This is a genomic window from Massilia sp. 01N410 (assembly GCF_056399665.1).
The window spans coordinates 153432-177187 of record NZ_JBFTRV010000004.1 but is presented as its reverse complement, the minus strand read 5'-3'; the positions used below and the strand labels follow the sequence as shown (position 1 = coordinate 177187).

20 protein-coding genes and 2 tRNA genes are annotated in these 23756 nt (G+C 67.1%); 11 read left to right on the top strand and 11 right to left on the bottom strand.

Annotated elements, in window-relative coordinates; all coding sequences use genetic code 11:
- Window positions 1-153 precede the first annotated feature (153 nt).
- Window positions 154-1122 carry a methyltransferase gene (locus tag AC1DOP_RS07470; protein WP_477250648.1) on the top strand — a complete coding sequence of 323 codons (969 nt, stop codon included), beginning with the start codon at window positions 154-156 and terminating at the stop codon, window positions 1120-1122.
- A gap of 62 nt (window positions 1123-1184) precedes the next feature.
- Here the strand turns inward: AC1DOP_RS07470 and AC1DOP_RS07465 are convergent.
- The 8 genes from AC1DOP_RS07465 to AC1DOP_RS07430 form a co-directional block, all read right to left on the bottom strand.
- Window positions 1185-1274, bottom strand: a tRNA-Ser gene (locus tag AC1DOP_RS07465).
- Between the two features lie 294 nt (window positions 1275-1568).
- Window positions 1569-1658: transfer RNA gene (locus AC1DOP_RS07460), tRNA-Ser, on the bottom strand.
- Window positions 1659-1738: 80 nt separating this feature from the next.
- Entirely contained in the window at window positions 1739-3034 is a 1296-nt protein-coding gene (gene serS, locus AC1DOP_RS07455; RefSeq protein WP_442123216.1) for a serine--tRNA ligase, read from the bottom strand.
- A gap of 110 nt (window positions 3035-3144) precedes the next feature.
- Window positions 3145-3369 carry a hypothetical protein gene (locus tag AC1DOP_RS07450; RefSeq protein WP_442123217.1) on the bottom strand — a complete coding sequence of 75 codons (225 nt, stop codon included), beginning with the start codon at window positions 3367-3369 and terminating at the stop codon, window positions 3145-3147.
- A 152-nt stretch (window positions 3370-3521) separates the two neighbouring features.
- A complete protein-coding gene (locus tag AC1DOP_RS07445) occupies window positions 3522-4847 on the bottom strand; it encodes a replication-associated recombination protein A (RefSeq protein ID WP_477250647.1) in 1326 nt (441 codons plus the stop codon).
- A gap of 48 nt (window positions 4848-4895) precedes the next feature.
- The gene (locus AC1DOP_RS07440) at window positions 4896-5516 is read right to left on the bottom strand and encodes an energy transducer TonB (RefSeq protein ID WP_477250646.1); all 621 of its coding nucleotides are present in this window, start codon (window positions 5514-5516) and stop codon (window positions 4896-4898) included.
- A complete protein-coding gene (gene lolA, locus AC1DOP_RS07435) occupies window positions 5513-6157 on the bottom strand; it encodes an outer membrane lipoprotein chaperone LolA (RefSeq protein ID WP_442123220.1) in 645 nt (214 codons plus the stop codon). The genes AC1DOP_RS07440 and lolA overlap by 4 nt, the downstream gene beginning before the upstream one ends.
- Before the next feature lie 107 nt (window positions 6158-6264).
- On the bottom strand, window positions 6265-8907 hold the full coding sequence (locus tag AC1DOP_RS07430) for a DNA translocase FtsK (RefSeq protein ID WP_442123221.1): 2643 nt from the start codon (window positions 8905-8907) through the stop codon (window positions 6265-6267).
- Window positions 8908-9091: 184 nt separating this feature from the next.
- Between AC1DOP_RS07430 and trxB the strand changes: the two genes are divergently transcribed.
- The 4 genes from trxB (at window position 9092) to AC1DOP_RS07410 (ending at window position 13837) form a co-directional block, all read left to right on the top strand.
- A complete protein-coding gene (trxB, locus tag AC1DOP_RS07425; protein ID WP_442123222.1) occupies window positions 9092-10045 on the top strand; it encodes a thioredoxin-disulfide reductase in 954 nt (317 codons plus the stop codon).
- Between the two features lie 75 nt (window positions 10046-10120).
- Window positions 10121-10801 carry a Smr/MutS family protein gene (locus tag AC1DOP_RS07420; RefSeq protein ID WP_477250645.1) on the top strand — a complete coding sequence of 227 codons (681 nt, stop codon included), beginning with the start codon at window positions 10121-10123 and terminating at the stop codon, window positions 10799-10801.
- A 155-nt stretch (window positions 10802-10956) separates the two neighbouring features.
- The gene (locus AC1DOP_RS07415; RefSeq protein ID WP_442123224.1) at window positions 10957-13176 is read left to right on the top strand and encodes an ATP-binding protein; all 2220 of its coding nucleotides are present in this window, start codon (window positions 10957-10959) and stop codon (window positions 13174-13176) included.
- 55 nt (window positions 13177-13231) lie between these two features.
- Window positions 13232-13837 carry a trimeric intracellular cation channel family protein gene (locus tag AC1DOP_RS07410; RefSeq protein ID WP_442123225.1) on the top strand — a complete coding sequence of 202 codons (606 nt, stop codon included), beginning with the start codon at window positions 13232-13234 and terminating at the stop codon, window positions 13835-13837.
- A 6-nt stretch (window positions 13838-13843) separates the two neighbouring features.
- Here the strand turns inward: AC1DOP_RS07410 and AC1DOP_RS07405 are convergent, their stop codons facing one another.
- The 3 genes from AC1DOP_RS07405 to AC1DOP_RS07395 all read right to left on the bottom strand — a co-directional run bounded on the left by AC1DOP_RS07405 (window position 13844) and on the right by AC1DOP_RS07395 (window position 16747).
- The gene (locus AC1DOP_RS07405; protein WP_442123226.1) at window positions 13844-14185 is read right to left on the bottom strand and encodes a response regulator; all 342 of its coding nucleotides are present in this window, start codon (window positions 14183-14185) and stop codon (window positions 13844-13846) included.
- Window positions 14186-14303: 118 nt separating this feature from the next.
- Window positions 14304-14642, bottom strand: coding sequence for a P-II family nitrogen regulator (locus tag AC1DOP_RS07400; RefSeq protein ID WP_477250644.1), 339 nt, complete (start codon window positions 14640-14642; stop codon window positions 14304-14306).
- Between the two features lie 14 nt (window positions 14643-14656).
- Window positions 14657-16747, bottom strand: coding sequence for an NAD(+) synthase (locus AC1DOP_RS07395; protein ID WP_442123228.1), 2091 nt, complete (start codon window positions 16745-16747; stop codon window positions 14657-14659).
- A 31-nt stretch (window positions 16748-16778) separates the two neighbouring features.
- Here AC1DOP_RS07395 and AC1DOP_RS07390 point away from each other — a divergent pair, with 31 nt between their 5' ends.
- The 6 genes from AC1DOP_RS07390 to AC1DOP_RS07365 all read left to right on the top strand — a co-directional run bounded on the left by AC1DOP_RS07390 (window position 16779) and on the right by AC1DOP_RS07365 (window position 23749).
- Window positions 16779-17930, top strand: a complete 1152-nt coding sequence (locus AC1DOP_RS07390; protein WP_477250643.1) for a GNAT family N-acetyltransferase — start codon at window positions 16779-16781, stop codon at window positions 17928-17930.
- 66 nt (window positions 17931-17996) lie between these two features.
- Entirely contained in the window at window positions 17997-18758 is a 762-nt protein-coding gene (locus AC1DOP_RS07385; protein ID WP_477250642.1) for an SDR family NAD(P)-dependent oxidoreductase, read from the top strand.
- Window positions 18755-20539 (top strand): thiamine pyrophosphate-requiring protein, encoded by a 1785-nt coding sequence (locus AC1DOP_RS07380; RefSeq protein WP_477250641.1) that lies wholly within the window; start codon window positions 18755-18757, stop codon window positions 20537-20539. The genes AC1DOP_RS07385 and AC1DOP_RS07380 overlap by 4 nt, the downstream gene beginning before the upstream one ends.
- Before the next feature lie 68 nt (window positions 20540-20607).
- Window positions 20608-21504: a hypothetical protein gene (locus AC1DOP_RS07375; protein WP_477250737.1), complete on the top strand. Its 897-nt coding sequence runs from the start codon at window positions 20608-20610 to the stop codon at window positions 21502-21504.
- On the top strand, window positions 21501-22118 hold the full coding sequence (locus AC1DOP_RS07370; RefSeq protein ID WP_477250640.1) for a gluconate 2-dehydrogenase subunit 3 family protein: 618 nt from the start codon (window positions 21501-21503) through the stop codon (window positions 22116-22118). Before AC1DOP_RS07375 ends, AC1DOP_RS07370 begins: the two co-directional genes overlap by 4 nt.
- Window positions 22118-23749 (top strand): GMC family oxidoreductase, encoded by a 1632-nt coding sequence (locus AC1DOP_RS07365; protein ID WP_477250639.1) that lies wholly within the window; start codon window positions 22118-22120, stop codon window positions 23747-23749. The genes AC1DOP_RS07370 and AC1DOP_RS07365 overlap by 1 nt, the downstream gene beginning before the upstream one ends.
- The last annotated feature ends 7 nt before the right edge of the window (window positions 23750-23756 follow it).

Genomic DNA, 23756 nt, shown 5'->3' with positions numbered 1-23756 from the left:
CCCGTTGCCGCAGTATGCGCGGAGGTACCGGCCGGGTATGTACGAGCCTTCACATAGTGCATCGGGTTTTCCCTGGTTCAGGATTTTAGCCGATGACGCCACTATGTACGCTAACGCACGGAGACCCGTGTGCGCCGACGCCATGCTGGCGCAATGACCTTGCATCTGCGCGCCCCTTCCGCCCTCGTCGCCCTCGGCCGCCAGCTGCGCGACCGGGATTACCGCTTCGTCACCGTCACCCCGGCCACCCAGAGGCGCGTCAACCGCCGCGCGGAGAACGCCTGGGCCCACGACCTGCGCGGCGTGCTCGGCTGGAGCCGTCCCTGGCGGCCGGGCGCCGTGCCGGACGAGATCGAATCCCGGCTGGTCGAGGCCGGGCTGTGCGAGCAGATCGAAAAGGACGGCGAGCCCGGCCGGCGCGCGCGAGTGCGCGCCTCGACCATCGGCCGCCAGCTGTACTTCCATTCCGCCTGGCCGACCGACGACGAGGACGCCGTCTTCTTCGGTCCCGACACCTACCGCTACGTGGCCGCGCTGCGGCGTTCGCTGTCGTCAAGCCTGCTGCGGCGTCCGGTGCGCCGCGCGGTCGACGTCGGCTGCGGGGCCGGTCCCGGCGCCATCGAGCTGGCCTTGTGCTGCCCCGACGCCACCGTCTACGGCACCGACATCAACGACGACGCGCTGACCCTCACCGCCGTCAACGCCGAGCTGAACGGCGCCGCAAAGCTCATCCCCTGCCGCAGCAACCTGCTGGACGGCGTCGACGGCCACTTCGACGTCGTGATGTCGAACCCGCCCTACATCCTCGACGCCGACGAACTGCCCTACCGCCACGGCGGCGGCGAGCATGGCGCCGAACTGTCGATCCAGATCGTGAAGACCGGCCTGGCGCGCCTGCATCCGGGCGGCAGCCTGCTGCTCTACACCGGCGTCGCGATCGTGGACGGCGAGGACCGCTTCCTGTCCGCGATCCGTCCGCTGCTGGAGGCGTCCTGCGAGGAGTGGCGCTATGAGGAGCTGGATCCGGACATCTTTGGCGGGCAGCTGGAATGCGATGGGTATGAGCGGGTGGAGCGGATTGCGGCTGTGTGGCTGCATGCGGTGCTCAGGACGGCAACTTGACGAGACTGCTTCCCGGCATGCAGGAATGAAAAAAGGCTCCCCGAAGGAAGCCTTTTTCGTTCTGGCGGAGAGGGTGGGATTCGAACCCACGGTACGGTCACCCGTACGCCTGATTTCGAGTCAGGTACATTCGACCACTCTGCCACCTCTCCTGGTAACCGGTCGCTGTATTCGCGAGAGCACGCATTATAGGGGGTGCTTGGGTTTCTCGCAAGGGTTTGGGGCTTGCTTTTTGCTACTGGCTGAAGGTCAGGTGAAGGAGCGCGCGCCCTCGGCGCGCGGCGCAGTTCCTTGCGCGCGCAGCGCGCAAGGAACTGCAGATGGGCGATTCGGGCGGGCTGGGCAAGCATGCCCAGCCCTTCGAATCCCAACGGGAAGCGCGCAGGCGCTTCCCTCCCTCTTCGCCAAAAGAAAAAGGCTCCCGGTGGGAGCCTTTTTCTTTGTTTTGGCGGAGAGGGTGGGATTCGAACCCACGGTACGGTCACCCGTACGCCTGATTTCGAGTCAGGTACATTCGACCACTCTGCCACCTCTCCTGGTAACCGGTCGCTGTATTCGCGAGAGGCCACATTATAGCAGCCTGATGCGAAAACGGAAGAGCTATTTACGCAGCCGCTCAGGCAGCCGGAACGAGGCGCTCGATGCCGCCCATGTAAGGACGCAGCACTTCCGGGATCACCACGCTGCCATCAAGCTGCTGGTAGTTCTCCAGCACGGCGACCAGGGTGCGGCCGACTGCCAGGCCGGAGCCGTTCAGGGTGTGCAGCAGTTCCGGCTTGCCCTGGGCATTGCGGAAGCGGGCGTGCATGCGGCGGGCCTGAAAGGCTTCGGTGTTCGACAGCGACGAGATCTCGCGGTAGGTGTTCTGGGCCGGCAGCCAGACTTCCAGGTCGTAGGTCTTGGCGGCGCCGAAGCCCATGTCGCCGGTGCACAGCGCCATCACGCGGTAAGGCAGGCCCAGGCTCTTCAGGATGAACTCGGCCTGGCCGACCATCTCTTCCAGCGCTTCGTACGATTTTTCCGGGTGCACGGCCTGCACGAGCTCGACCTTGTCGAACTGGTGCTGGCGGATCATGCCGCGGGTGTCGCGGCCGTAGCTGCCGGCTTCCGAGCGGAAGCACGGGGTGTGGGCGGTGACCTTGAACGGGAGCGAGTCCAGCGCCACGATCTCGTCGCGCACCATATTGGTCAGCGAGACTTCCGAGGTCGGGATCAGGTAGAAGTTCTCGCCCTCGCCTTCCGCGCCGCCCTTCTTCACGGCGAACAGGTCTTCCTCGAACTTCGGCAGCTGGCCGGTGCCGCGCAGCGAATCCGCGTTGACCATGTAGGGGGTGTAGCACTCGGTATAGCCGTGCTGGCCGGTGTGGGTGTCGAGCATGAACTGGGCCAGTGCGCGGTGCAATCTAGCGATGCCGCCCTTCATGACCGAGAAGCGCGAGCCGGTCAGCTTGGTCGCGGTGTCGAAGTCCAGGCCCAGCGGGGCGCCGACGTCGACGTGGTCCTTCACTTCGAAGTCGAAGGTAGGCGGCGTGCCGACCTTGCGCACTTCGATGTTGCCCGATTCGTCCTGGCCGACCGGCACCGACTCGTGCGGCAGGTTCGGGATCGCTTCCATGAAGCGCGCCACCTTCTCCTGCACCTGGGCCAGGGCCACTTCGTTGGCCTTCAGTTCGTCGCCGATGCCGGCCACTTCCGCCATCACGGCGCTGGTGTCTTCGCCTTTGCCCTTCAGCATGCCGATCTGCTTGGACAGGCTGTTGCGCTTGCCCTGCAGTTCTTCGGTGCGCGTCTGGATCGCCTTGCGCTCGGCTTCGAGGGCATTGAAGCCGGCGACGTCGAGCTGGAATTTGCGGGTCGCGAGGCGCGCTGCAACGTTGTCGATGTCTTTGCGGAGAAGTTGGATGTCAATCATGTCGGGGTTTGCGTTGCGATTGGTTTTATCGAATGCGCAATTGTACCAAGCCGACAGCTCCAGGTCCGCGAGTTTGTAATCGATCGATTACAGAATCAGCTCGGAATGTTTTAGTTCAGTGCCGCTTTTTCGGCGGCGCTCAGGCGCTGGGCCCTGACCACGACCACCGGCACCTTCGGGTTGACTTCGGCTTTGACGGCCGGGCTCACCACGGCGGCGACCGGGGCGGCGCGCATCGCTTCCGGTGCCTGTGCCGAGGCGACGGCGTAGCTGGCGAAGTTGGTCACGACGGCGGCGACGAGGAAGGTGGCTTCGAGGTTCTTGAGCAGTTTCATGATGGTGTCCTTGGTGTAGTGTCTGGTTGAGGTGCTTCGGTATGGTGGTACTGTAGCCACTCCCCTCCTCGGACTCCATCGAGATGCGACAAAGCGCACGAAATGCGGGATGAAACGCGAAAAAGCGATCTTTTCCGGCGCCCGCAGCGTGCTCAGCTTCCGCCGTCCCCGCCGTCGCGCGCCTCGTCGTCCAGGCCGCGCAGCCAGGCCATCTTCTCGGCGATCTTGGCCTCGATGCCGCGCGGCACCGGCTGGTACCAGCCCGGCTCCGGCATGCCGTCGGGCAGATAGGTTTCGCCGGCCGCGTAGGCGTGCGGCTCGTCGTGGGCGTAGCGGTAGGCGTGGCCGTAGCCCAGTTCCTTCATCAGCTTGGTCGGCGCATTGCGCAGGTGGACCGGCACTTCGCGCGACTTGTCCTTCCTGACGAAGGCCATGGCGGCGTTGAAAGCGTTGTAGCCGGCATTGCTCTTGGCCGCGATCGCCAGGTAGATCACGGCCTGGCCCAGCGCCAGCTCGCCCTCGGGCGAACCGAGGCGTTCGAAGGTCTCGGCGGCGTCGTTGGCGAGCTGGATCGCGCGCGGGTCGGCGATGCCGATGTCTTCCCAGGCCATGCGCACGATACGGCGCGACAGGTATTTGGGATCGGCGCCGCCGTCCAGCATGCGGCACAGCCAGTACAGGGCGGCGTCCGGATGCGAGCCGCGCACCGATTTATGCAAGGCGGATATCTGGTCGTAGAAGTTGTCGCCGCCCTTGTCGAAGCGGCGCGCGTTCAGGGTCAGCGCGTTCTCGACGAACTCGCGCGTGATCCGCGTGACGCCGGCGGTGTCGGCCGAGGTCTTGGTCTGCTCGAGCAGGTTGAGGAAGCGGCGCGCGTCGCCGTCCGCGTAGCCGACCAGGGTGTCGACCGCCACCTCGTCGAACTGCAGGTTCTGCAGCACCCGCTCCCGGGCGCGCGCCAACAGCTGGCGCATCTCGTCGTCGTTCAGCGCCTTCAGCACATACACCTGGGAGCGCGACAGCAGCGCCGAATTGACTTCGAAGGACGGATTCTCGGTGGTGGCGCCGATCAGGGTCACGAGTCCGCTCTCCACGAACGGCAGCAAGGCGTCCTGCTGCGACTTGTTGAAGCGGTGGATCTCGTCGATGAAGAGGATGGTGTGCTTGCCGCCGGCCAGGTAGTGCTCGGCCTGCTCGATGGAGGCGCGGATGTCCTTCACGCCGGACAGCACCGCCGACAGCGCGATGAATTCGCAGTCGAAGGCGTTCGCGGTCAGGCGCGCCAGGGTCGTCTTGCCGACGCCCGGCGGACCCCACAGGATCATCGAGTGCGGGCGGCCGGACTGGAACACCAGGTTCAGCGGCTTGCCCGGGCCCAGCAGATGGCTTTGGCCGATGACCTCGGCGATGGTTTGGGGCCGCAGGGCTTCGGCCAGCGGGGGCGAAGGTTCGGCCTTGAATAAATCGTGGTTGTCCATGTGCTTAGTGTAGCCGATGGACGCGCGGCCGGTAGCCGGTGCGGCGGCTCAGCGGAACAAAACCCGGCCGTAGGCGGTATCGGTGCGCTCGCCCTTGACGGCCGGGTCGAAGCCGAAGCGGCAGCTTTCGACATAGCTGACCAGGGCGGCGGCGCTCTCCGGCGGCAGGCTGGCGCCTTCCAGCTTCACGCCGCGCGCCTGGCCGGCGCCGTCGACGAGGAAGCGAACCTTGACCCCGTCCGGACCGCTGGACGCGTTCTCGTAGGGCTGGAAGGCAGCGAAGCGGCCGCTCGCGGGGCAGCTGCCGGGCACCAGGTGGGGACGCAGGACACCGCCGCCGTTCAGGCGCCAGACGTACTGCACCGGCAGCGCCGCGCCTTGTGTGCGCGCGGCTTCCGCGGGCGTGAACCTGCAGGAGCGGATGGTGCGGATGGCGGCATCGTCGAGCAGCGCCCAGCCGCTCGAGCTGGCGACCTGGACTTCGCTCACGCGGCCGTCCGCGGCCAGCCGGTAGCGCAGGGTCGTGATGCCTTCGAGTTCGTAACGCACCGCCTCGCGCGGGTATTCCGCGGCGGCGCAGGCCTTGGGCGGCGGCGGTATCCGGGCGGCGGCCGGCGCTGCATGAAAGGCGGCCAGCGCCGCCGTCAGCAGCGCAAGGCCGTGTCTCACTGGTTCACCACGTCGGCGCCCTTCGGCACCTCGAACTTGAACTGCTGGGCGCCCAGCTGCGGATTGCGCTGGAAGTTCGTGAACTTCAGCACCGAGGTCTGGCCGAAGGAATCCTTCAGCTCCATCGCCTGCGGCACGCCGTCCTTCAGGCCGATGCCGATCTGCTCGAAGGTGGTGTCCTTGGCTTTCGGCGTCGCCGTCATCCATTCCAGGCCGTCGCGGGTGCCGGCTTCGACCAGGGTGAAGTTCTTTTCCAGGTCGTTGCTGCCGAACAGGATCGCGGCCGGCGAGCTGCCCAGGGCGTTGCCGAGCTTGCGGGTGGTGACCTGGTTCAGGTCCTTGTCGTAGACATAGAGGGTCTCGCCGTCGGCCTGCAGCACCTGCTCGTAGGGCTTCTGGTAAGTCCAGATGAACTTGCCGGGACGGGCGAACACGAAGGTCCCGCTTGATGCCGGCTGGGCCTTGCCGGTGGCGGCCTTGCTGCGGACCTGGGTCTGGATGAAGTCGCCGCGGGCGGACTTGGTGCCGGCGACGAAGCTCTTGAACTGTTCGAGGGCGCTGGCGGAGGCGGTGGCGCTCAGGGCCAGCGAGCTTGCGGCCAGCAGGGTGGCCAGGGAAAATTTCAGCGTCATATTCTTCATCGATATGTTCCTTGCAGGGTGGGCACCCGGTGCCCACGCGTTACGTTGGCACGACGCATGCGCCCGCGTGGGCACGGCGTGCCCACCCTACGCAAACGCGACGTACGTTATTCGGCGCTGGTCGCAGGCACGAGAATGTCGCGGTTGCCGTTCGACTGCATCGGCGACACCAGGCCGCTCTGCTCCATCTGCTCGATCAGGCGCGCCGCGCGGTTGTAGCCGATGCGCAGGTGGCGCTGCACCAGCGAGATCGAGGCCTTGCGGTTCTTCAGCACGACCTGCACGGCCTGGTCGTACAGGGCGTCGGATTCGCCGCCGCCCTCGCCCGCCACCGCGCCGTCGGCGCCGCCTTCCTCGGCCACGCCGCCTTCGAGGATGCCCTCAATGTAATTCGGTTCGCCCGTCGATTGCAGATGTTTTACAACTCGATGCACTTCGTCGTCGGAGACGAAGGCGCCGTGCACGCGGACCGGCAGGCCGGTACCCGGCGGCATGTAGAGCATGTCGCCCATGCCCAGCAGGGTCTCGGCGCCCATCTGGTCGAGAATGGTGCGCGAGTCGATTTTCGACGACACCTGGAACGCGATACGGGTCGGGATGTTCGCCTTGATCAGGCCCGTGATCACGTCCACCGACGGACGCTGGGTCGCCAGAATCAGGTGGATACCGGCGGCACGCGCCTTCTGCGCGATACGGGCGATCAGTTCCTCGACCTTCTTGCCGACCACCATCATGAGGTCGGCCAGCTCGTCGATGATGATGACGATGGTCGGCAGCTTGTCCAGCGGTTCCGGCGCGTCCGGGGTCAGCGAGAACGGGTTCGGTATGTGCTCTTCACGCTTGGCCGCTTCCAGGATCTTGCCGTTGTAGCCGGCCAGGTTACGCACGCCCAGCTTGCTCATCAATTTGTAGCGGCGCTCCATCTCGTTCACCGCCCAGTTCAGGGCGTGGCCGGCCTGGCGCATGTCGGTCACGACCGGCGCCAGCAGGTGCGGGATGCCTTCGTAGACCGACATCTCCAGCATCTTCGGGTCGATGAGAATCAGGCGCACATCGTCCGGGTCAGCTTTATATAACAGCGAGAGGATCGTCGCGTTGATGCCGACCGACTTACCGGAACCGGTGGTACCCGCCACCAGCAGGTGCGGCATCTTGGCCAGGTCGGCGATCACTGGCTTGCCGGCGATGTCCTTGCCCAGCGCGACGGTGAGGCTGGAAGCGCTGTCGCCGTAGACCTTGGAGCCGAGGATCTCGGTCAGGCGCACGATCTGGCGTTTCGGATTCGGCAGCTCCAGCGCCATGTAGTTCTTGCCGGGGATGGTCTCGACCACGCGAATCGACGTCAGCGACAGCGAACGCGCCAGGTCGCGCGCCAGGTTGACGATCTGGCTGCCCTTGACGCCGGTGGCCGGCTCGATCTCGTAGCGGGTCACGACCGGGCCCGGATAGGCGGCCACCACCTTGGCTTCGACGCCGAAGTCGGACAGCTTTTTCTCGATCAGGCGGCTGGTGAATTCCAGGGTTTCGATGGCCACCGATTCCTGGGCCGGCGGCGCATCGTCCAGCAGGCCGAGCGGCGGCAGGGTCGAATCGCCCGGCATGCCTTCGAACAGCTTGTTCTGCCTTTCCTTCTCGGCGCGTTCGGAGCGCGGCACGCTGGTCACCTGGGGCTCGATCTTGATCGGCGCCGGCGCGGCGGCCGATGCCGATACCGGGGCGCGCGGCGCAGGTTCGGCGGCGGCAGGCGGCGCGAACGCGGGCTCGCGCGGCGCCGGGGCACGCGGCGTCACCACGCCATCCTCGTCGACCTCGTCTTCCAGCATCGGCTCGGCGCGCGGCTCGAGCTTGGCCTCGCCCTTGGTCTCCGCCTTCTCTGCCTTGCCCTTGCCGACCTTCGACATCATCTTGGCCAGGAAGCCCGGCGCCGGTGCGTTCTCCGACTCGTCGTCCGGCTCCGGCAAGGCCTTCGGGGCCGGCGGCGCATGCTTCTCGACGTACTTGGCGCGCTCGTTCACCACCACTTCGTCGCGGCGGCTGGCCGCAACCTCGCCCTGGCGGCGGTCTTCGCGGTCTTCGTAGCGCAGGCGGAACCATGCGAGGCTGGTCTCGACCGATTCGCCGATGCGCTCGGCCACCGCCAGCCAGGACACCTGGAAGTACCAGGAAAAGCCCAGGCCGAACAGCAGCAGCAGGAGCAGGGTCGCGCCGGTGAAGCCGAAGGCGGTGTGGGCGGAATGGCCGATCAGCTGGCCCAGAACGCCGCCGGGGGAGCGCGGCAGCTCCACCTTCAGCGTCCACATGCGCAGGTATTCGAGGCCGACGCTGCCGGCGAACATCAGGGCGAAGCCGACCCAGCGGATCACCGTCTCGCCCTGGTGCTCCGGTTCCGGCTCGGCGGCCTCGATCACGAAGCGGTTGTGCAGGCGCCGGTAGCCCCTCCACACGGCGCGCGCGAAGCAGACGCACAGCCACCAGGCGGAAAAGCCGAAGATGAACAGCAGCAGGTCGGCCAGCCAGGCGCCGGCGCGGCCGCCCAGGTTGACCACGTGGGGCACCGCATTCTCGTGCGACCAGCCCGGATCCGCCTTGTTATAGCTGAGCAGGATCAGGACGAAATACAGCAGTGCCACGGCGGTGGCCAGCCAGCGCGCTTCCGACAGCAAGCGCACCAGCCGGTTGGGCATCGGCTGCCGGGGCGGCGCAGGCTTGCGGGTATAGGTCGAAGTTGTCGATTGACTATTCTTACTCATGCTGATTGAAACCGATGCTGCTGGGAACTTACAAAGATCGACCATTCTAAGCGATATATTGCCAAGCGGGCCCACGATTCATGCCCGTGTGCATCATCGACTATAATGTGAGCCACATATCCCCTTGATAAAGTGGCTTTTCAGCCCCAGTTCCCTTCCCTTACCAATAAGACGAATTCCTGCAATGACCACTCGCAAACACGCCAAAGTCCTGATTCTCGGTTCCGGCCCCGCCGGCTACAGCGCCGCCGTCTACGCCGCACGCGCCAACCTGAGCCCAATGCTGGTGACCGGCGTCGAGCAGGGTGGTCAGCTGATGACCACGACCGACGTCGAGAACTGGCCGGGCGATCCGCTGGGCGTCCAGGGTCCCGAACTGATGCAGCGCCTGCTGCAGCACGCCGAGCGCTTCAATACCGAGATCGTGTTCGACCACATCCACACGACTTTCCTGAACGAGAAGCCGATCCGCCTGGTGGGCGATTCGCATGAGTTCACCTGCGACGCCCTGATCATCGCGACGGGCGCCTCGGCCCAGTACCTCGGCCTGCCGAGCGAGCAGGAATTCATGGGCAAGGGCGTGTCCGCCTGCGCCACCTGCGACGGTTTCTTCTACCGCAACCAGGAAGTGGCGGTGATTGGCGGCGGCAATACCGCGGTCGAGGAAGCGCTGTACCTGTCCAACATCGCCAGCAAGGTGACCCTGATCCACCGCCGCGACAAGTTCCGCGCCGAGCCGATCCTGGTCGACCGCCTGATGCACAAGGTCGAGGAAGGCAAGATCGTGCTGGAGCTGAACCAGACCCTGGACGAGGTGCTGGGCGACGCCAGCGGCGTGACCGGCCTGCGCCTGAAGTCGAGCGCCGGCGACGCCACCAAGGACATCAAGGTGCACGGCCTGTTCGTGGCGATCGGCCACAAGCCGAACACCGGCATCTTCGACGGCCAGCTCGAGATGCACAACGGCTACATCAAGACCCGCAGCGGCACCGAGGGCATGGCCACGGCGACCAGCGTCGAAGGCGTGTTCGCGGCCGGCGACGTGCAGGATCACGTGTATCGCCAGGCGATCACCTCGTCGGGTACCGGCTGCATGGCGGCGCTGGATGCGCAGCGTTATCTGGAAGCGCTGGAGTAATTATTATTTGGCCCCCCGCCTGCGCGGGGGTCATTTCCGGCAATGCCGGGAATGACATGTTTTTACGAGGGCGATGTGGCGGGCTTGAAAGACTTCTCGGACCTGAAATCCTTGCGCGAACAGCTCAAGGAAGATCAGCGCCAGCGCGCCATCGAACAGGCCGCGCGCGAACGGCGCGAGCGCATCGACAAGGCGAACGCGGTCGAGTTCCGCGATGCCGTCAAGGACGTCAAGCCGATGCCGGAATCGGACCGCTACGTCTGGCGCCCGGTGCAGGAGGCCGAGCGCCGCGCCGCCGGGCCGGGCCCGCAGCGTCCGCCGCTGCACGAGGAAGACATCGAGGCGGTGCTGCGCGAGTCGATGCTGTCCGACCAGTTCGACGTCGACGGCCTGCTCGACGAAGATCCCACCCTCAGCTGGTCGGCGCCCGGCGTCGGCCCCGACGTCGTCAAGAAGCTGAGAAAACGCCACTGGCAGGTCGAGGACGAGCTGGACCTGCACGGCCATACCCGCGACCTCGCGCGGCGCCTGGTCGATGCCTTCCTGCGCCGATCGAGCAAGAATGGCGTGCGCTGCGTGCGCATCATCCACGGCGTCGGCTACGGCTCCGCCGGCGGCGAGCCGGTGCTGCGCGGCATGGTGCACAGCTGGCTGGTGCAGACCGCCGAGGTGGTCGCCTTCTGCGTGGCCGGCCGGACCGATGGCGGCCATGGCGCCCTCATCGTCCTTCTGCGCCCTGCGCTAAATGACGACTAAGTCTTACATTTGTTCAAATTTTTGGTCTACTTCGGGCTAAAAAGCCCTCCACTGTCGCGTTAAGTTGAAAAACGCACGGCATGCCTTCTTTGAAACCTGTAAGATGCACTCTTAGCGAAACCATGGTGGTTTTGCATGAGAAGGGATGATGCGAATTGAAGTCAAGATCACCGGTGCCGATGGGCGCCCCGATGCGTGTCGACCTGCTCAACTGTGCAGATGAACCGATCCACATCCCGGGTTCGATCCAGCCGCACGGAGCACTGATCTTCTTCACCGCCGCCGGCGAGGTCGAAGGCTGGACCGAAAACGCCCCCGCCGCCCTCGCCGCCCATCTCGAACTCGCCAAGCCCTTCGGCGAACTCGGCCTGCCGGCCGAAGTCACCGAGCTGATCCAGGAATCGCTGGACAGCATGAGCGAGGGCGAGGCCATGCCGATGGTTGCCGCGATTACCGTCGGCGACACCGAATACGACTGCGTCGTGCATGCCCACGAGGGCCGCGTGATCGCCGAGTTCGAGGCGCGCGAGGTCGCCGCCGATACCGTCGCCCAGTTCGCCATCAAGGCCCACTCCTCGATCGACCGCCTGCGCCGCCAGAAGAACGTGGACGCCCTGCTGGACACCGCCGTGCGCCAGGTGCGCGAGTTCACCGGCTTCGACCGCGTGATGGCCTACCGCTTCCGCCCCGACGACAGCGGCGACGTGGTGGCCGAGGCGCGCCGCGACGACCTCGTGCCCTACCTCGGCCAGCGCTATCCGGCCGGCGACATCCCGCCGCAGGCGCGCCGCCTGTACGTGCTGAACACCCTGCGCATGATCGCCGACGTCACCTATCACGCCGTGCCCCTGGTCGGCGCACCGGGCGCCGCGCCGCTGGACATGAGCTTCGCGCTGCTGCGCAGCGTCTCGCCGATCCACGTCGAGTACCTGCAGAACATGGGCGTGGGCGCCTCGATGAGCGTGTCGATCGTCATCAACGGCCGCCTGTGGGGCCTGCTCGCCTGCCACCACATGGGCCCGAAGCGCGTACCCTACTCGATCCGCATGGCGGCCGACGTGCTGGCCCAGGTCATCGCCTCGACGATCCAGGGCCTGGAATCGCGCGAGGAAGCCGAACTGGTCGAGCGCGCCGCCAAGGTCCGTACCAGCCTGGTCGAATCGCTGCTGCTGGAAGAAGATCCGCTCGAGGCCCTGATCGAGCACGCCGACGGCATGCTGGTCGCGGCGCGCGCCCAGGCCATGATCGCGACCCAGTTCGACCGCGTGGTCTGCCGCGGCATCGACCAGGGCAGCGGCGAGGCCATCGTCGCCACCCTGCCGGACAATGTGCACGAACTGCTGGTGCGTCAATGTTCCGCCGACTGGCCCGAGGAGGCGCGTGAAGGCCTGGGAAAGTGGTCCGGCATGCTGGGCCTGCCCTACGACCCGCCCAGCAAGGGCTGGTGCCTGCTGCTGCGCCATGAACAGATCGAGGAAGTCGCCTGGGGCGGCAAGCCGGACAAGAGCGGCCAGATCGGGCCGATGGGCGAACGCCTGACCCCGCGCGGCTCCTTCGACGCCTGGCATGAAACAGTGCGCGGCTGCGCCCACGAATGGGAAGATGGCGTCCTGATCCATGCCCGCATGACCCTGGGCGAACTGGCCCGGGTCTCGAACGCGCGCCGCGCCCAGACCGAAGCGACGCGCGCCCAACTGCTGGCGATGCTGGGCCACGACCTGCGCGACCCTCTGCACTCCATCAACATGGCCGGCATCGTGCTGGAAAAGACCGACAGCGCCAGCAAGGGCGGCACCCTGGGACGCCGCATCCAGTCGTCCAGCAACCGCATGCAGCGCATGATCGGCCAGGTGCTGGACATGAGCCGCATCGACCGCGGCATGGGCCTCGGCGTGGCGCTGGAGCGGGTCGACCTGGCGGCGCTGGTCGAGGACATGGTCGAGGAGGCCCGCCTGGCCTACCCGACCATCGTCTACGAGCTGAAGATCGATGGCCCGGCCGTGGTCATGGCCGACAGCGGCCGCCTGGGCCAGGTGCTGTCCAACCTGCTGAGCAATGCGCGCCACCATGGCGAGCCGAATCAGCCGATCGAGATCCTGCTGCGCCGCGACGACGGCCGGGCAGAGGTCTGCATCGCGAATGCCGGTGCGCCGATCCCGCACGAGATCGAGTCCGGCCTGTTCAATCCCTTCAAGCGCAGCTCGCTGAACAATCCGCGCAACCGCACCGGCATGGGCCTGGGCCTCTATATCGCCCAGCAGATCGTGCGCGAGCACCAGGGTGAGATCGCCTACCGCCACCAGGCCGGCGCCGGCGGCCAGGGCACCAGCGCGGTGATATTCACGGTGCAGCTGCCGCTCGCGGCTCAGGATTAAGCCAATGTCGGGCTCGGCATGTTAGTCTAGCAACGTTGCCACTTGCCCGCATTGCATGAGACTGGTCACCATTATCGAAATCACGGCGGTCCTGGTCGCCGCGTTCTCCGGCTTCATCGAAGCGAGGCGCAAGCGCATGGACCTGGTCGGCGTATTCACCGTCGCCTTCATCGCCGCATTCGGCGGCGGCACCCTGCGCGACATCCTGCTCGACCGAAGACCGCTGTTCTGGGTCCAGCACCAGGAGTACGCGATCCTGATCTTCGTACTGGCATTGGTGGCTTCGCCCCTGATGCGCACCCTGCGGCACATCGTTTCCGAACGCCTGATCGTGATCGCCGACGCCTTCGGGCTGGGATTGTTCTCGGTGGCGGGCGCATCGGCGGCGATGGAAGCCCATATGCCGCTGTTCATCGCCTCGATGATGGGGGTGATCACCGGGATCTTCGGCGGGGTGCTGCGCGACATCGTGTGCAACGAGGTGCCGATGGTCTTCCGCGACGGCAAGCCCTATGCGATCTGCGCCTTCCTCGGCAGCTGGATGTTCCTGCTGATGGGGATGTACGGCGTACCGCGCGAGTTCGCGCTGTGGTCGAGCGCCTTCTTCATCAGCGGCCTGCGCCTGCTGACCTGGAAGTTCAACCTGCAGGTAGGGCGCTGAGGCGGCTCAGATGACGGTGCCGATATGCTCGACCAGGGTCTCCAGCGACACCGGCTTGGGGAAGAAGCGGACGCCCTCCAGGGTCGGGCCGACCTCGATGGGATTTGCCGAAATCATGACCGCCGGCAGGGCGGGATCGATGGCGCGCAGGCGCAGCAGCAGCTCGGCGCCGTTCATGCCGGGCATCTTGTAGTCGGTGACCACCAGGTCGGGCCGGTCGGCCTCGAAGGCCGCCAGCGCCTGTTCTCCGCTGTAAGCCACCGACACCCGGTAACCCTTGATAGCCAGGTAGCGCTCGAACACGTACCCTACCGCTTCTTCATCGTCGACTACCAGGATATGCTTCACCGTAGACTCATCCGCATGCTGAATGGCCGCCCAGGCCAATGTGACATTTCAAAATGGAAATGTAACATGAGCCTGGTCTGAACGACAAGCGGATTTGATCGAATTGACGGAAGCGGGCTCAGACCGCGTCCGCGCCGGTTTCGCCGGTACGGATCCGGATCACCTGCTCGACTTCCTGCACGAAGATCTTGCCGTCGCCGATCTTGCCGGTACGCGCGGCCTTGATGATGGCATCCACCACCTGCTCGGTCATCGAATCGTCGACCACCACCTCGATTTTTACCTTTGGCAAAAAATCGACCACGTACTCGGCGCCACGGTACAGCTCGGTATGGCCCTTCTGGCGGCCGAAGCCCTTCACCTCGGTCACGGTGAGGCCGGTGACGTTCACTTCCGCCAGCGCCTCGCGCACTTCGTCCAGCTTGAAGGGTTTGATTACGCAGGTAATCTGTTTCATGGGGTTTTCTCCTTTCAGGTTGATTCTTGGTCCGGGATGCGCGCCAGCTGCTCCATCCATACCGTGGCTTCGGAATCGCTCGGTGCCCGCCAGTCGCCGCGCGGCGACAGCGAACCGCCGTTGCCGACCTTCGGCCCGTTCGGCACGCAGGAGCGCTTGAACTGGCTGGTCTTGAAGAAGCGCCACAGGAAGATGCCCAGGTTCTTCTTGATCGCCGCCAGCCCGTACTCGTTGCGCGCCGGGCTGCCGCCTTCAGGCCACGGACCGGCATCGCGGTCGTGCCAGGCGCTGTACGAAAGGAAGGCCACCTTGGTCGGCGCGAAGCCGTAGCGCAGCGTGTAATACAGGTTGAAGTCCTGCAGCTCGTAGGGCCCGATGAAGTCTTCCGTCACCTGGGCCGGCTTGCCGGCCGGCGCGATGCCGGCCTGTTTGCCGGTACCGGTCTTGGCGGGCACCAGTTCCGGGCTGATCTCGGTTTCCAGCACCTTGATCAGGACGTCGGCGCCGTTCTCACCGATCTGCTGCGTGTCCGCCACCCAGCGCACCAGGTGGGAGATCAGCGTCTTCGGCACGCTGGCGTTCACGTTGTAGTGCGACATATGATCGCCCACGCCGTAGGTGCACCAGCCCAGCGCCAGCTCGGAGAGGTCGCCGGTGCCGATCACGATCGCATGGTGGTGGTTCGCCAGCCGGAACAGGTGGCTGGTGCGCTCGCCCGCCTGCACGTTCTCGAAGGTGACGTCGTATTCTTCCCTGCCCTCGGCATAGGGATGGCCGAGATCCTTCAGCATCTGGATGCAGCTCGGGCGGATGTCGATCTCGTGGGCGGTGGCGCCGACCACTTCCATCAGCTGGCGCGCTTGCTGGAGGGTCCGCTCGCTGGTGGCGAAGCCGGGCATCGTATAGGCCAGGATGTTCGAACGCGGCAGGCCGAGGCGGTCCATGGCCTTGGCGCAGACCAGCAGCGCATGGGTCGAATCGAGGCCGCCCGAGATGCCGATCACGACCTTCTGGTGGCCGGACGACTGCAGGCGTTGCAGCAGGGCCTGGACCTGGATGTTGTAGACCTCGGTGCAGCGCTCGTCGCGGCGTTTGCCGTCCGCCGGCACATAGGGGAAGCGCTCGATGGTGCGCGCCAGCGGCAGGTCTTTGTCGAGCGGCAGCGCGAGGGCGAAACGCGTGCTGCGGAAGCGCTCGACCTCCGCCGCATGCCGGCGCACCGACTGCGCGAAGGTGGTCGTGTGCATGCGGTCCAGCGACAGGCGTTCGAGATCGACGTCGGCGAAGATCAGGTGCGAGTCCTGCAGGAAGCGCGGCGACTGGGCCAGCAGGTCGCCCTTCTCGTAGATCAGGGACTGGCCGTCCCAGGACATGTCGGTGGTCGATTCGCCCAGGCCGGCCGAGGTGTACAGATAGGCCGCCAGGCAGCGCGCCGATTGCTGGCTGACCAGCTGGTGGCGGTAGCCGCTCTTGCCCACCACTACGTTCGAGGCCGACAGGTTGACCAGCACGGTGGCACCGGCCAGGGCCGCGAAGGACGACGGCGGCACCGGCACCCAGACGTCTTCGCAGATCTCGACGTGGAAGCGGAACAGCGGCACACCCTCGAGCTCGAAGATCTGCTCCGGACCGAAGGGCACGTCCTGGCCCAGCAGCGTGATGCGGTCGGCCGCCGCGTTGTCCGCCGCGCTGAACTGCCGGCTTTCGTAAAATTCGCCATAATTGGGCAGGTAGCTTTTCGGCACCACGCCCAGGATGCGCCCCGCCGCCACCACCACCGCGCAATTGAACAGCACGTGGTTCAGGCGCAGCGGCGCCCCGACCACCATGGCCAGCGGCAACTCGCGCGAGGCCTCGACCAGCTGCTGCAAGGCGTCGAGCACGGCGTCGAGCAGGGCGCGCTGGTGGAACAGGTCGTCGCAGGTATAGGCGGACAGGCCCAGTTCCGGGAAGGCGGCCAGCACGGCGCCCTGGTCTGCCGCTTCGCGCGCCAGGCGCAGCGTTTCCTGGACGTTGAAGGCGGGGTCGGCCACGCGGCAACGCGGACTGGCGACTGCCACGCGCGCGAAATCGTGCGAGTACAGGTTGAAGAATCGCTTATCCATTGAAGTCAGCTTTTCATATTCGGAAGTCATCTTGAATTATCGCACGCATATCGCTTCCTCTCTGTCAGAGATCGGCCAGGGGGCCTGGGACAGCCTGCTGGCCCGGCAAGACAACCCCAATCCCTTTCTTTCCTACGCCTTCCTGCACGCCCTGCACGAATCCGGCAGCGCCACGCCGGAAACGGGCTGGCAGCCGCAATTCATCGCCCTCTACGACGATGACGAACTCGCCGCCGCCCTGCCCCTCTACGTGAAGGGACACTCCTACGGCGAATACGTGTTCGACTGGGCCTGGGCCGACGCCTACCAGCGCAACGGCCTGGATTACTATCCCAAGCTGCTGTCGGCGATTCCGTTCACGCCGGTGACGGGACCGCGCCTGCTGGCCCGCGACGACGCCGCCCGCGCGGCCCTGGTCGAGGTGCTGCGCGCGACCCAGCAGGCCGCCGATGTCTCCTCGACCCATATCCTGTTCCCGCCGGACGAGCAGGCCAGGCAGCTGGCGGACGCAGGCTACCTGCTGCGCAGCGGCGTGCAGTTCCACTGGATGAACGCCGGCTACGCGAACTTCGAGGAATTCCTGGCGACCCTGGAGCAAAAGAAGCGCAAGAACATCCGGGCCGAGCGGCGCAAGGTGGCCGAAGCGGGCATCACGATGCGCCGGGTGCGCGGCGTCGACGCGCTTGATGAGGACTGGCGCTTCTTCACCCGCTGCTACCGCCACACCTATGCCGAGCATTTCTCGAAGCCCTACCTGAACCTGGATTTCTTCCGCCGCATCGGGCGCGAGATGCCGGGCAATCTGCTGCTCGTCATCGCCGAGCGCGACGGCAACCCGATCGCCGCCTCGCTGGTCGTGCATGACGAGACCACGCTGTACGGCCGCTACTGGGGGGCGCTCGAACACGTGCCCTGCCTGCACTTCGAGACCGCCTATTACCAGCCGCTCGAATTCTGCATCGAGCAGGGCATCCAGGTGTTCGAGGGCGGCGCCCAGGGCGAGCACAAGATGGCGCGCGGCTTCCTGCCGACCCGCACCTGGTCGGCACACTGGCTGGCGCATCCCTCGTTTGCCGATGCGGTCGAGCGCTTCCTGGAAAGGGAAAGCGGCGGGATCGACGACTATATCGATGAGTTAAACGATCGCAATCCCTTCAAGCCCGGAACATTTGCACAAACCTAACGGAACGTGGCGTCAAGCCGCGCGGTGCTAAGCTTCCCTCATTCCTGGCAAACGCAAGGAGAGAGCATGCCGGACCGAGCCGCAGAAGTGGTGGTGATCACCGGCGCGAACGCGGGCATCGGCCGCGCGGCGGACGCTGCCGCCGAGCGCGCAGAACAGGAACTGGGCCCGATAGCCATCTGGGTCAACAATGCGATGGTGGCCCTCAAGCGCATGCGGGCGCGCGACCGCGGCACCATCCTGCAGGTCGGTTCCGCCCTCGCCTACCGCTCGATTCCCCTGCAGTCGCCGTATTGCGGCGCAAAGCATGCGATCAAGGGCTTCACGCAAGCCCTGCACACCGAACGCGAGCACGATCGCAGCAAGGTCCACCTCGTCATCGTCGACATGCCGGGCGTGAACACGCCGCAGTTCGAGTGGTGCAAGACCACCCTGCACCGCCATCCCAGGCCGACCGCCGCCTGCTACCGGCCCGAGGTGGCCGGTCGCGCCATTTACTGGGCCGCGCATTCCCGGCGCGCCGAGATCTGCCTCGGCTATCCGACCCTGGGCGCGGTGCTGGCCGAGAAATTCGTGCCCCACCTGCTCGACCGCTACCGGGCCCGAACCGGCATCGCCGGCCAGCAGACCGATGAAGCGATTCCGGCCGACCGGCCGGACAAGCTGTGGAAGCCGGTGCCGCGGCCCTTCGCCGCCCACGCCAGCTTCGACCGCGGCGCCTGGACCGTCAGCCCGGAATTCTGGGCGGCGAAGCACCGCGGCTGGCGGTGGGGCGCCGCCGCGCTGGGCGTGCGCCTGCCTGGATTGAGCAAAAGGAGGAAAGGATGAGCAAGACCGTCGGTGATTTCTTCGTCGAGCGCCTGTACGACTGGGGCGTACGCACCATCTTCGGCTATCCCGGGGACGGCATCAACGGGGTGCTGGGCGCCCTCCAGCGGTCCAAGCACAAGATCAGCTTCATCCAGGTGCGGCACGAGGAAATGGCGGCCTTCATGGCGTCCGCCCATGCCAAGTTCACCGGCCAGCCAGGCGTCTGCCTGTCGACCGGCGGCCCCGGCGCGGCCCACATGGTGACCGGCCTGTACGATGCCAAGATGGACCACATGCCGGTGCTGGCGATCTGCGGCCAGGCCCCGCGCACCGCGCGCGGCGCCCATTACACCCAGGAACTGAACCTGGACCGCCTGTTCCAGGACGTTGCCGACTACGTCTACGAGGCCGAGGCCCCGTCCCAGGTGCGCCACCTGGTCGACCGTGCGATGCGCACGGTGCTCGGGCGCAACGGCGTCGGCGTGCTGATCCTTCCCGGCGACCTGCAGGAACTGCCTTACGAAGATCCGCCGCGCAAGCACGGCTCGGTCCGGTCCGGCATCGGCTACAGCAAGCCGCGCGTGGTGCCGCACGAGGCCGACCTGCGGCGCGCGGCCGAGGTCTTGAACGCCGGCAAGAAGGTGGCGATCCTGGTCGGTGCCGGCGCCCTGCACGCCACCGACGAAGTCATCGCCGTGGCCGACCGCCTGCAGGCCGGTGCCGCCAAGGCCCTGCTCGGCAAGGGCGTCCTGCCCGACGAGCTGCCCTGGGTCACCGGCTCGATCGGCATCCTCGGCACCAAGGCCAGCTGGGACCTGATGACGCATTGCGACACCCTGCTCATGATCGGCAGCGGCTTCCCCTACGCCGAGTTCCTGCCGGAAGAAGGCAAGGCGCGCGCGGTGCAGATCGACATCGACCCGACCATGCTCAGCATCCGCTACCCGGCAGAGGTCAACCTGCATGGCGACAGCGCCGAGACCCTGCGCCTGCTGCTGCCCCTGCTGGAACAGAAGGCCGACGACTGGCGCCGCCACGTCGAGAGCGAAGTGGCGGACTCCTGGAAGCTGCTCGAGAACCGCGCCCTGCAGCCGGCCAATCCGATCAATCCGCAGCGCGTGGCCTGGGACCTGTCACCGCAGCTGCCCATCGACGCCATCGTCACCAGCGACTCCGGCTCCTGCGCCAACTGGTATGCGCGCGACCTGAAGGTGCGGCGCGGCCAGATGTTCTCGCTGTCCGGCGGCCTGGCCTCGATGGGCGCGGCGGTCCCGTACGCGATCGCGGCGAAGTTCGCGCACCCGGATCGGCCGGTGATCGCCATGGTCGGCGACGGCGCCATGCAGATGAATAATATGGCCGAGCTGATCACGGTGGCCAAGTACTGGCGCCTGTGGAAGGATCCGCGCTGGATCGTCTGCGTCTTCAACAACGGCGACCTGAACCAGGTGACCTGGGAGCAGCGGGTGATGGAAGGCGATCCGAAATTCAATGCCACCCAGCAGATCCCCGACGTGCCCTACCACAAGTTCGGCGAGCTGATCGGCCTGAAGGGCATCTATTGCGACAATCCGGAAGAAGTCCGCACCGCCTGGCGCGAAGCCCTGCACGCCGACCGCCCGGTGGTGCTGGAGTTCAGGACCGATCCGGAAGTGCCGCCGCTGCCCTCCCACATCACGCTGGAACAGGCCAAGGCCTTCATGGAGACCGTCGTCAAGGGCGATCCCAAGGAAGGCTCGATGCTGGCCGGGGTCGCGCGCCAGGTGCTGAGCGGCATCCTGCCCAAGGAAAAGCCGTGACCCGGCTGGCGCGCACAGAGTCCGGGCCGGGGGCGCGGGCGCTGGGCGCCGTCACCCTCGGCCTGGCCCTGGCGGCGGTGCTGGCGGCGCGCTCGCGGCCGCGTTCCGTGCGCCCGGTGCGCTCCCCGGCAGCGCCGCGCGCCGCCGACGCCGAAACCCGCGCCGCAGGCCAGCTCTACCTGTCCTCGGCGATGCTGGCCGCCTCGGTGCTGAGCGACAGCGCCCTCGAACACTATCGCGGCGGCTTCGACAACCCGGGCATGTTCGCGCCGCTGGCGAGCGCCACCCTGGTCCTGGCCGGCGCCTCGAAGGCGGCGCGGCAACCCGGCCGGCGCGTGGCCGCCCTGCCCTTCGGCGCCGCCTGCGCGATCGGCGTGGCGGGTCTGGGCTTTCACGTCTACAACGTGCTGCGCCGGCCCGGCGGCTTGTCCTGGGGCAATCTGTTCTATGCGGCGCCGGTCGGCGCGCCGGCGGCTTTGTCCCTGGCCGGCCTGCTCGGGCTGGCCGCGCGCGAGGTCGGGCGTGGCGAGCCGACCCTGGCCGGCATGCCGCGCGGCCGCGCCCTCGGCATGCTGGCGGCGGCCGGCCTGGCCGGCACCAGCATGGAAGCGGCACTGCTGCACTTCCGCGGCGCCTACCACAACCCGGCGATGTGGCTGCCGGTCGGCCTGCCGCCGGTCGGCGCCGCGCTGCTGGCAGCGGCGAGCGCGCCGGCGGCGCCATCGCGCAGGCGTTCGCGCCTGGCACGCGGCTGGCTGGCCGCCACCGCCTGGCTGGGCGCTGGGGGCGTCGCCTTCCACGCCTTCGGGATCGCGCGCCAGATGGGCGGCTGGCGCAACTGGAGCCAGAACCTGCTGAGCGGCCCGCCGCTGCCGGCGCCGCCCAGCTTTTCCGCGCTGGCGCTGGCCGGACGCGCCGCCCTGGCGCTGCGCGCCCGCGAGCCGGCCTGGCGGGAGGCGGCATGAACACCAACGCCCGCTATCCCGGCTACGACGTGCTGGCCAAGTGGGACAGCCCTTCCTTCGACGACACCACCCGGCGCGTATTGGCCCAACGCCTGGACCAGGTTCCACCGCGCCGCTTCCTGAGCGAAGCCGAATGGGACTTGCTGGAAGCCGTCAACCGGCACCTGCTGCCCCAGCCGGACCGTCTCGAACCGATCCCGATCACGCCCTGGATCGACGCCATGCTGCATGACGATCGCGGCGAAGGCTTCCGCCATCCGGACATGCCTCCCTTGCGCGAATGCTGGCGCCTGGGCCTCGCCGCCCTCGCCGACGAGGCCCGCTGCCGCCACGGCCGCGACTTCACGGCACTCGATGCGGCGGAACAGGATGCCGTGCTGCAGGCGCTGGCGGACCAGGACGTGCGCTCGCCGCAATGGCAGGCCCTGCATTCGGAACGCTTCTTCACGCACTGGCTGCTCAAGACCGCGGCCGGCATCTATTACGCCCACCCCTGGTCCTGGAGCGAGATCGGGTTCGGCGGCCCGGCCAGCCCGCGCGGCTACGTGCGCCTCGGATTCGACAGCCGCGACCCATGGGAGGCGCGCGCAGGCAAGGCGGAGGACCCGGGCTGATGGACTACCAGCCACGCACCGGACAAGGACGCGCGCCCGACGTGTTCGAACGCGGGGGCTGGATGCCGATGCGCGAGTACCGCGACGATGCCGCCGTGGACTTCGCCATCGTCGGTGCCGGCGCCGGCGGCGGCACCCTCGCCTGCAAGCTGGCCGAGGCCGGCTTCTCGGTCGTCGTGCTGGAGGCCGGTCCGTTCTGGCGCCCGCTCGAGGATTTCGCCTCCGACGAGGAAGCCCAGCAGCAGCTGTACTGGCTGGACGAACGCCTGACCTCCGGTGACGACCCGATCGCCCTCGGCGGCAATAATTCAGGCTGGGGCGTGGGCGGCTCGACGGTCCACTTCAGCATGATCTCGCTGCGCTTCCGGCCCGAGTGGTTCCGTTCGCGCAGCCTGCTCGGCTATGGCTTCGACTGGCCGCTCAGCTACGAGGAGATCGCGCCGTACTACGAGGAAGCCGAGCACGCGCTGGCGATTGCCGGCCCGCTGCGCTATCCCTGGGGCCCGCCGCACCGTCGCTATCCCTACCGCGAGCACGAGATGAACGCCGCCGGCCTGGTGCTGGCGCGCGGCGCCGAGCGCATGGGCGTGGCCTGGTCGGCGGTGCCGCTGGCGACGGTGTCGGCGCCGCGCGGCAAGTCGCCGCCCTGCGTCTACCGCGGCTTCTGCAACTTCGGCTGCTCGACGAATGCCAAGCAGAGCGCGCTGGTGGTCTGGATCCCGCGCGCGCTGCGCGCCGGCGCCGAGGTGCGCGACCTCGCCATGGCCGGGCGCATCGAACTGGACGCGAATGGCCTGGCCAGCGGCGTGCATTACCGCCGCAGCGGGCAATGGCGCTTCCAGCGCGCGCGCAACGTGGTGGTGGCCGGCTACGCGATCGAGACCCCGCGCCTGCTGCTGAATTCGAGCTGCCCGTCCTTTCCCCAGGGCCTGGCCAACCGCTCCGGCCTGGTCGGCACCCACCTGACCACCCATGCGGGACCGGGCGTGTGGGCGCGCTTCGACGAGGAAATCCGCTGGAACAAGGGGCCGCCCAACATGGCCGTCTGCGAGCATTGGAATTACGCCGACGAAGGCAAGGACTTCGCCGGCGGCTATGCCTTCATGAGCCAGGGCCCGCTGCCGCGCGCCTGGGCCCAGCTGGTCGCCACCTCGCGCCAGCTGTGGGGCGCGCGGCTGCGCCAGGCCATGCTCGACTACAACTACATGAGCGGCCTGGTGGCGGTGGCCGAGACCGAACCGCGGCCCGGCAACCGCGTCATCCTGGCCGGCGAACGCGACCAGCATGGCCTGCCGATCGCCCACGTCGAATTCTCGTACTCCGACAATGACCGCCGCATGCAGGAACATGCCCGCCGCTACATGGGCCGGATGCTGGAGGCGGCGGGCGGCAAGGACCTGTGGACCAGCGAAGACACCAGCCACATCCTCGGCACCTGCCGCATGGGCTTCGATCCCGACACCAGCGTGGTCGACGCCGACGGGCGCAGCTGGGACGTGCGTAACCTGTGGGTCTGCGACGGCTCGCTGTTCCCGACCAGCGGCGGGGTCAACCCCTCGCTCACGATCCAGGCACTGGCCTGCCGCATCGGCGACCGCATCCGCATCCTGGCCGCCCGTGGAGAACTCTGACATGACC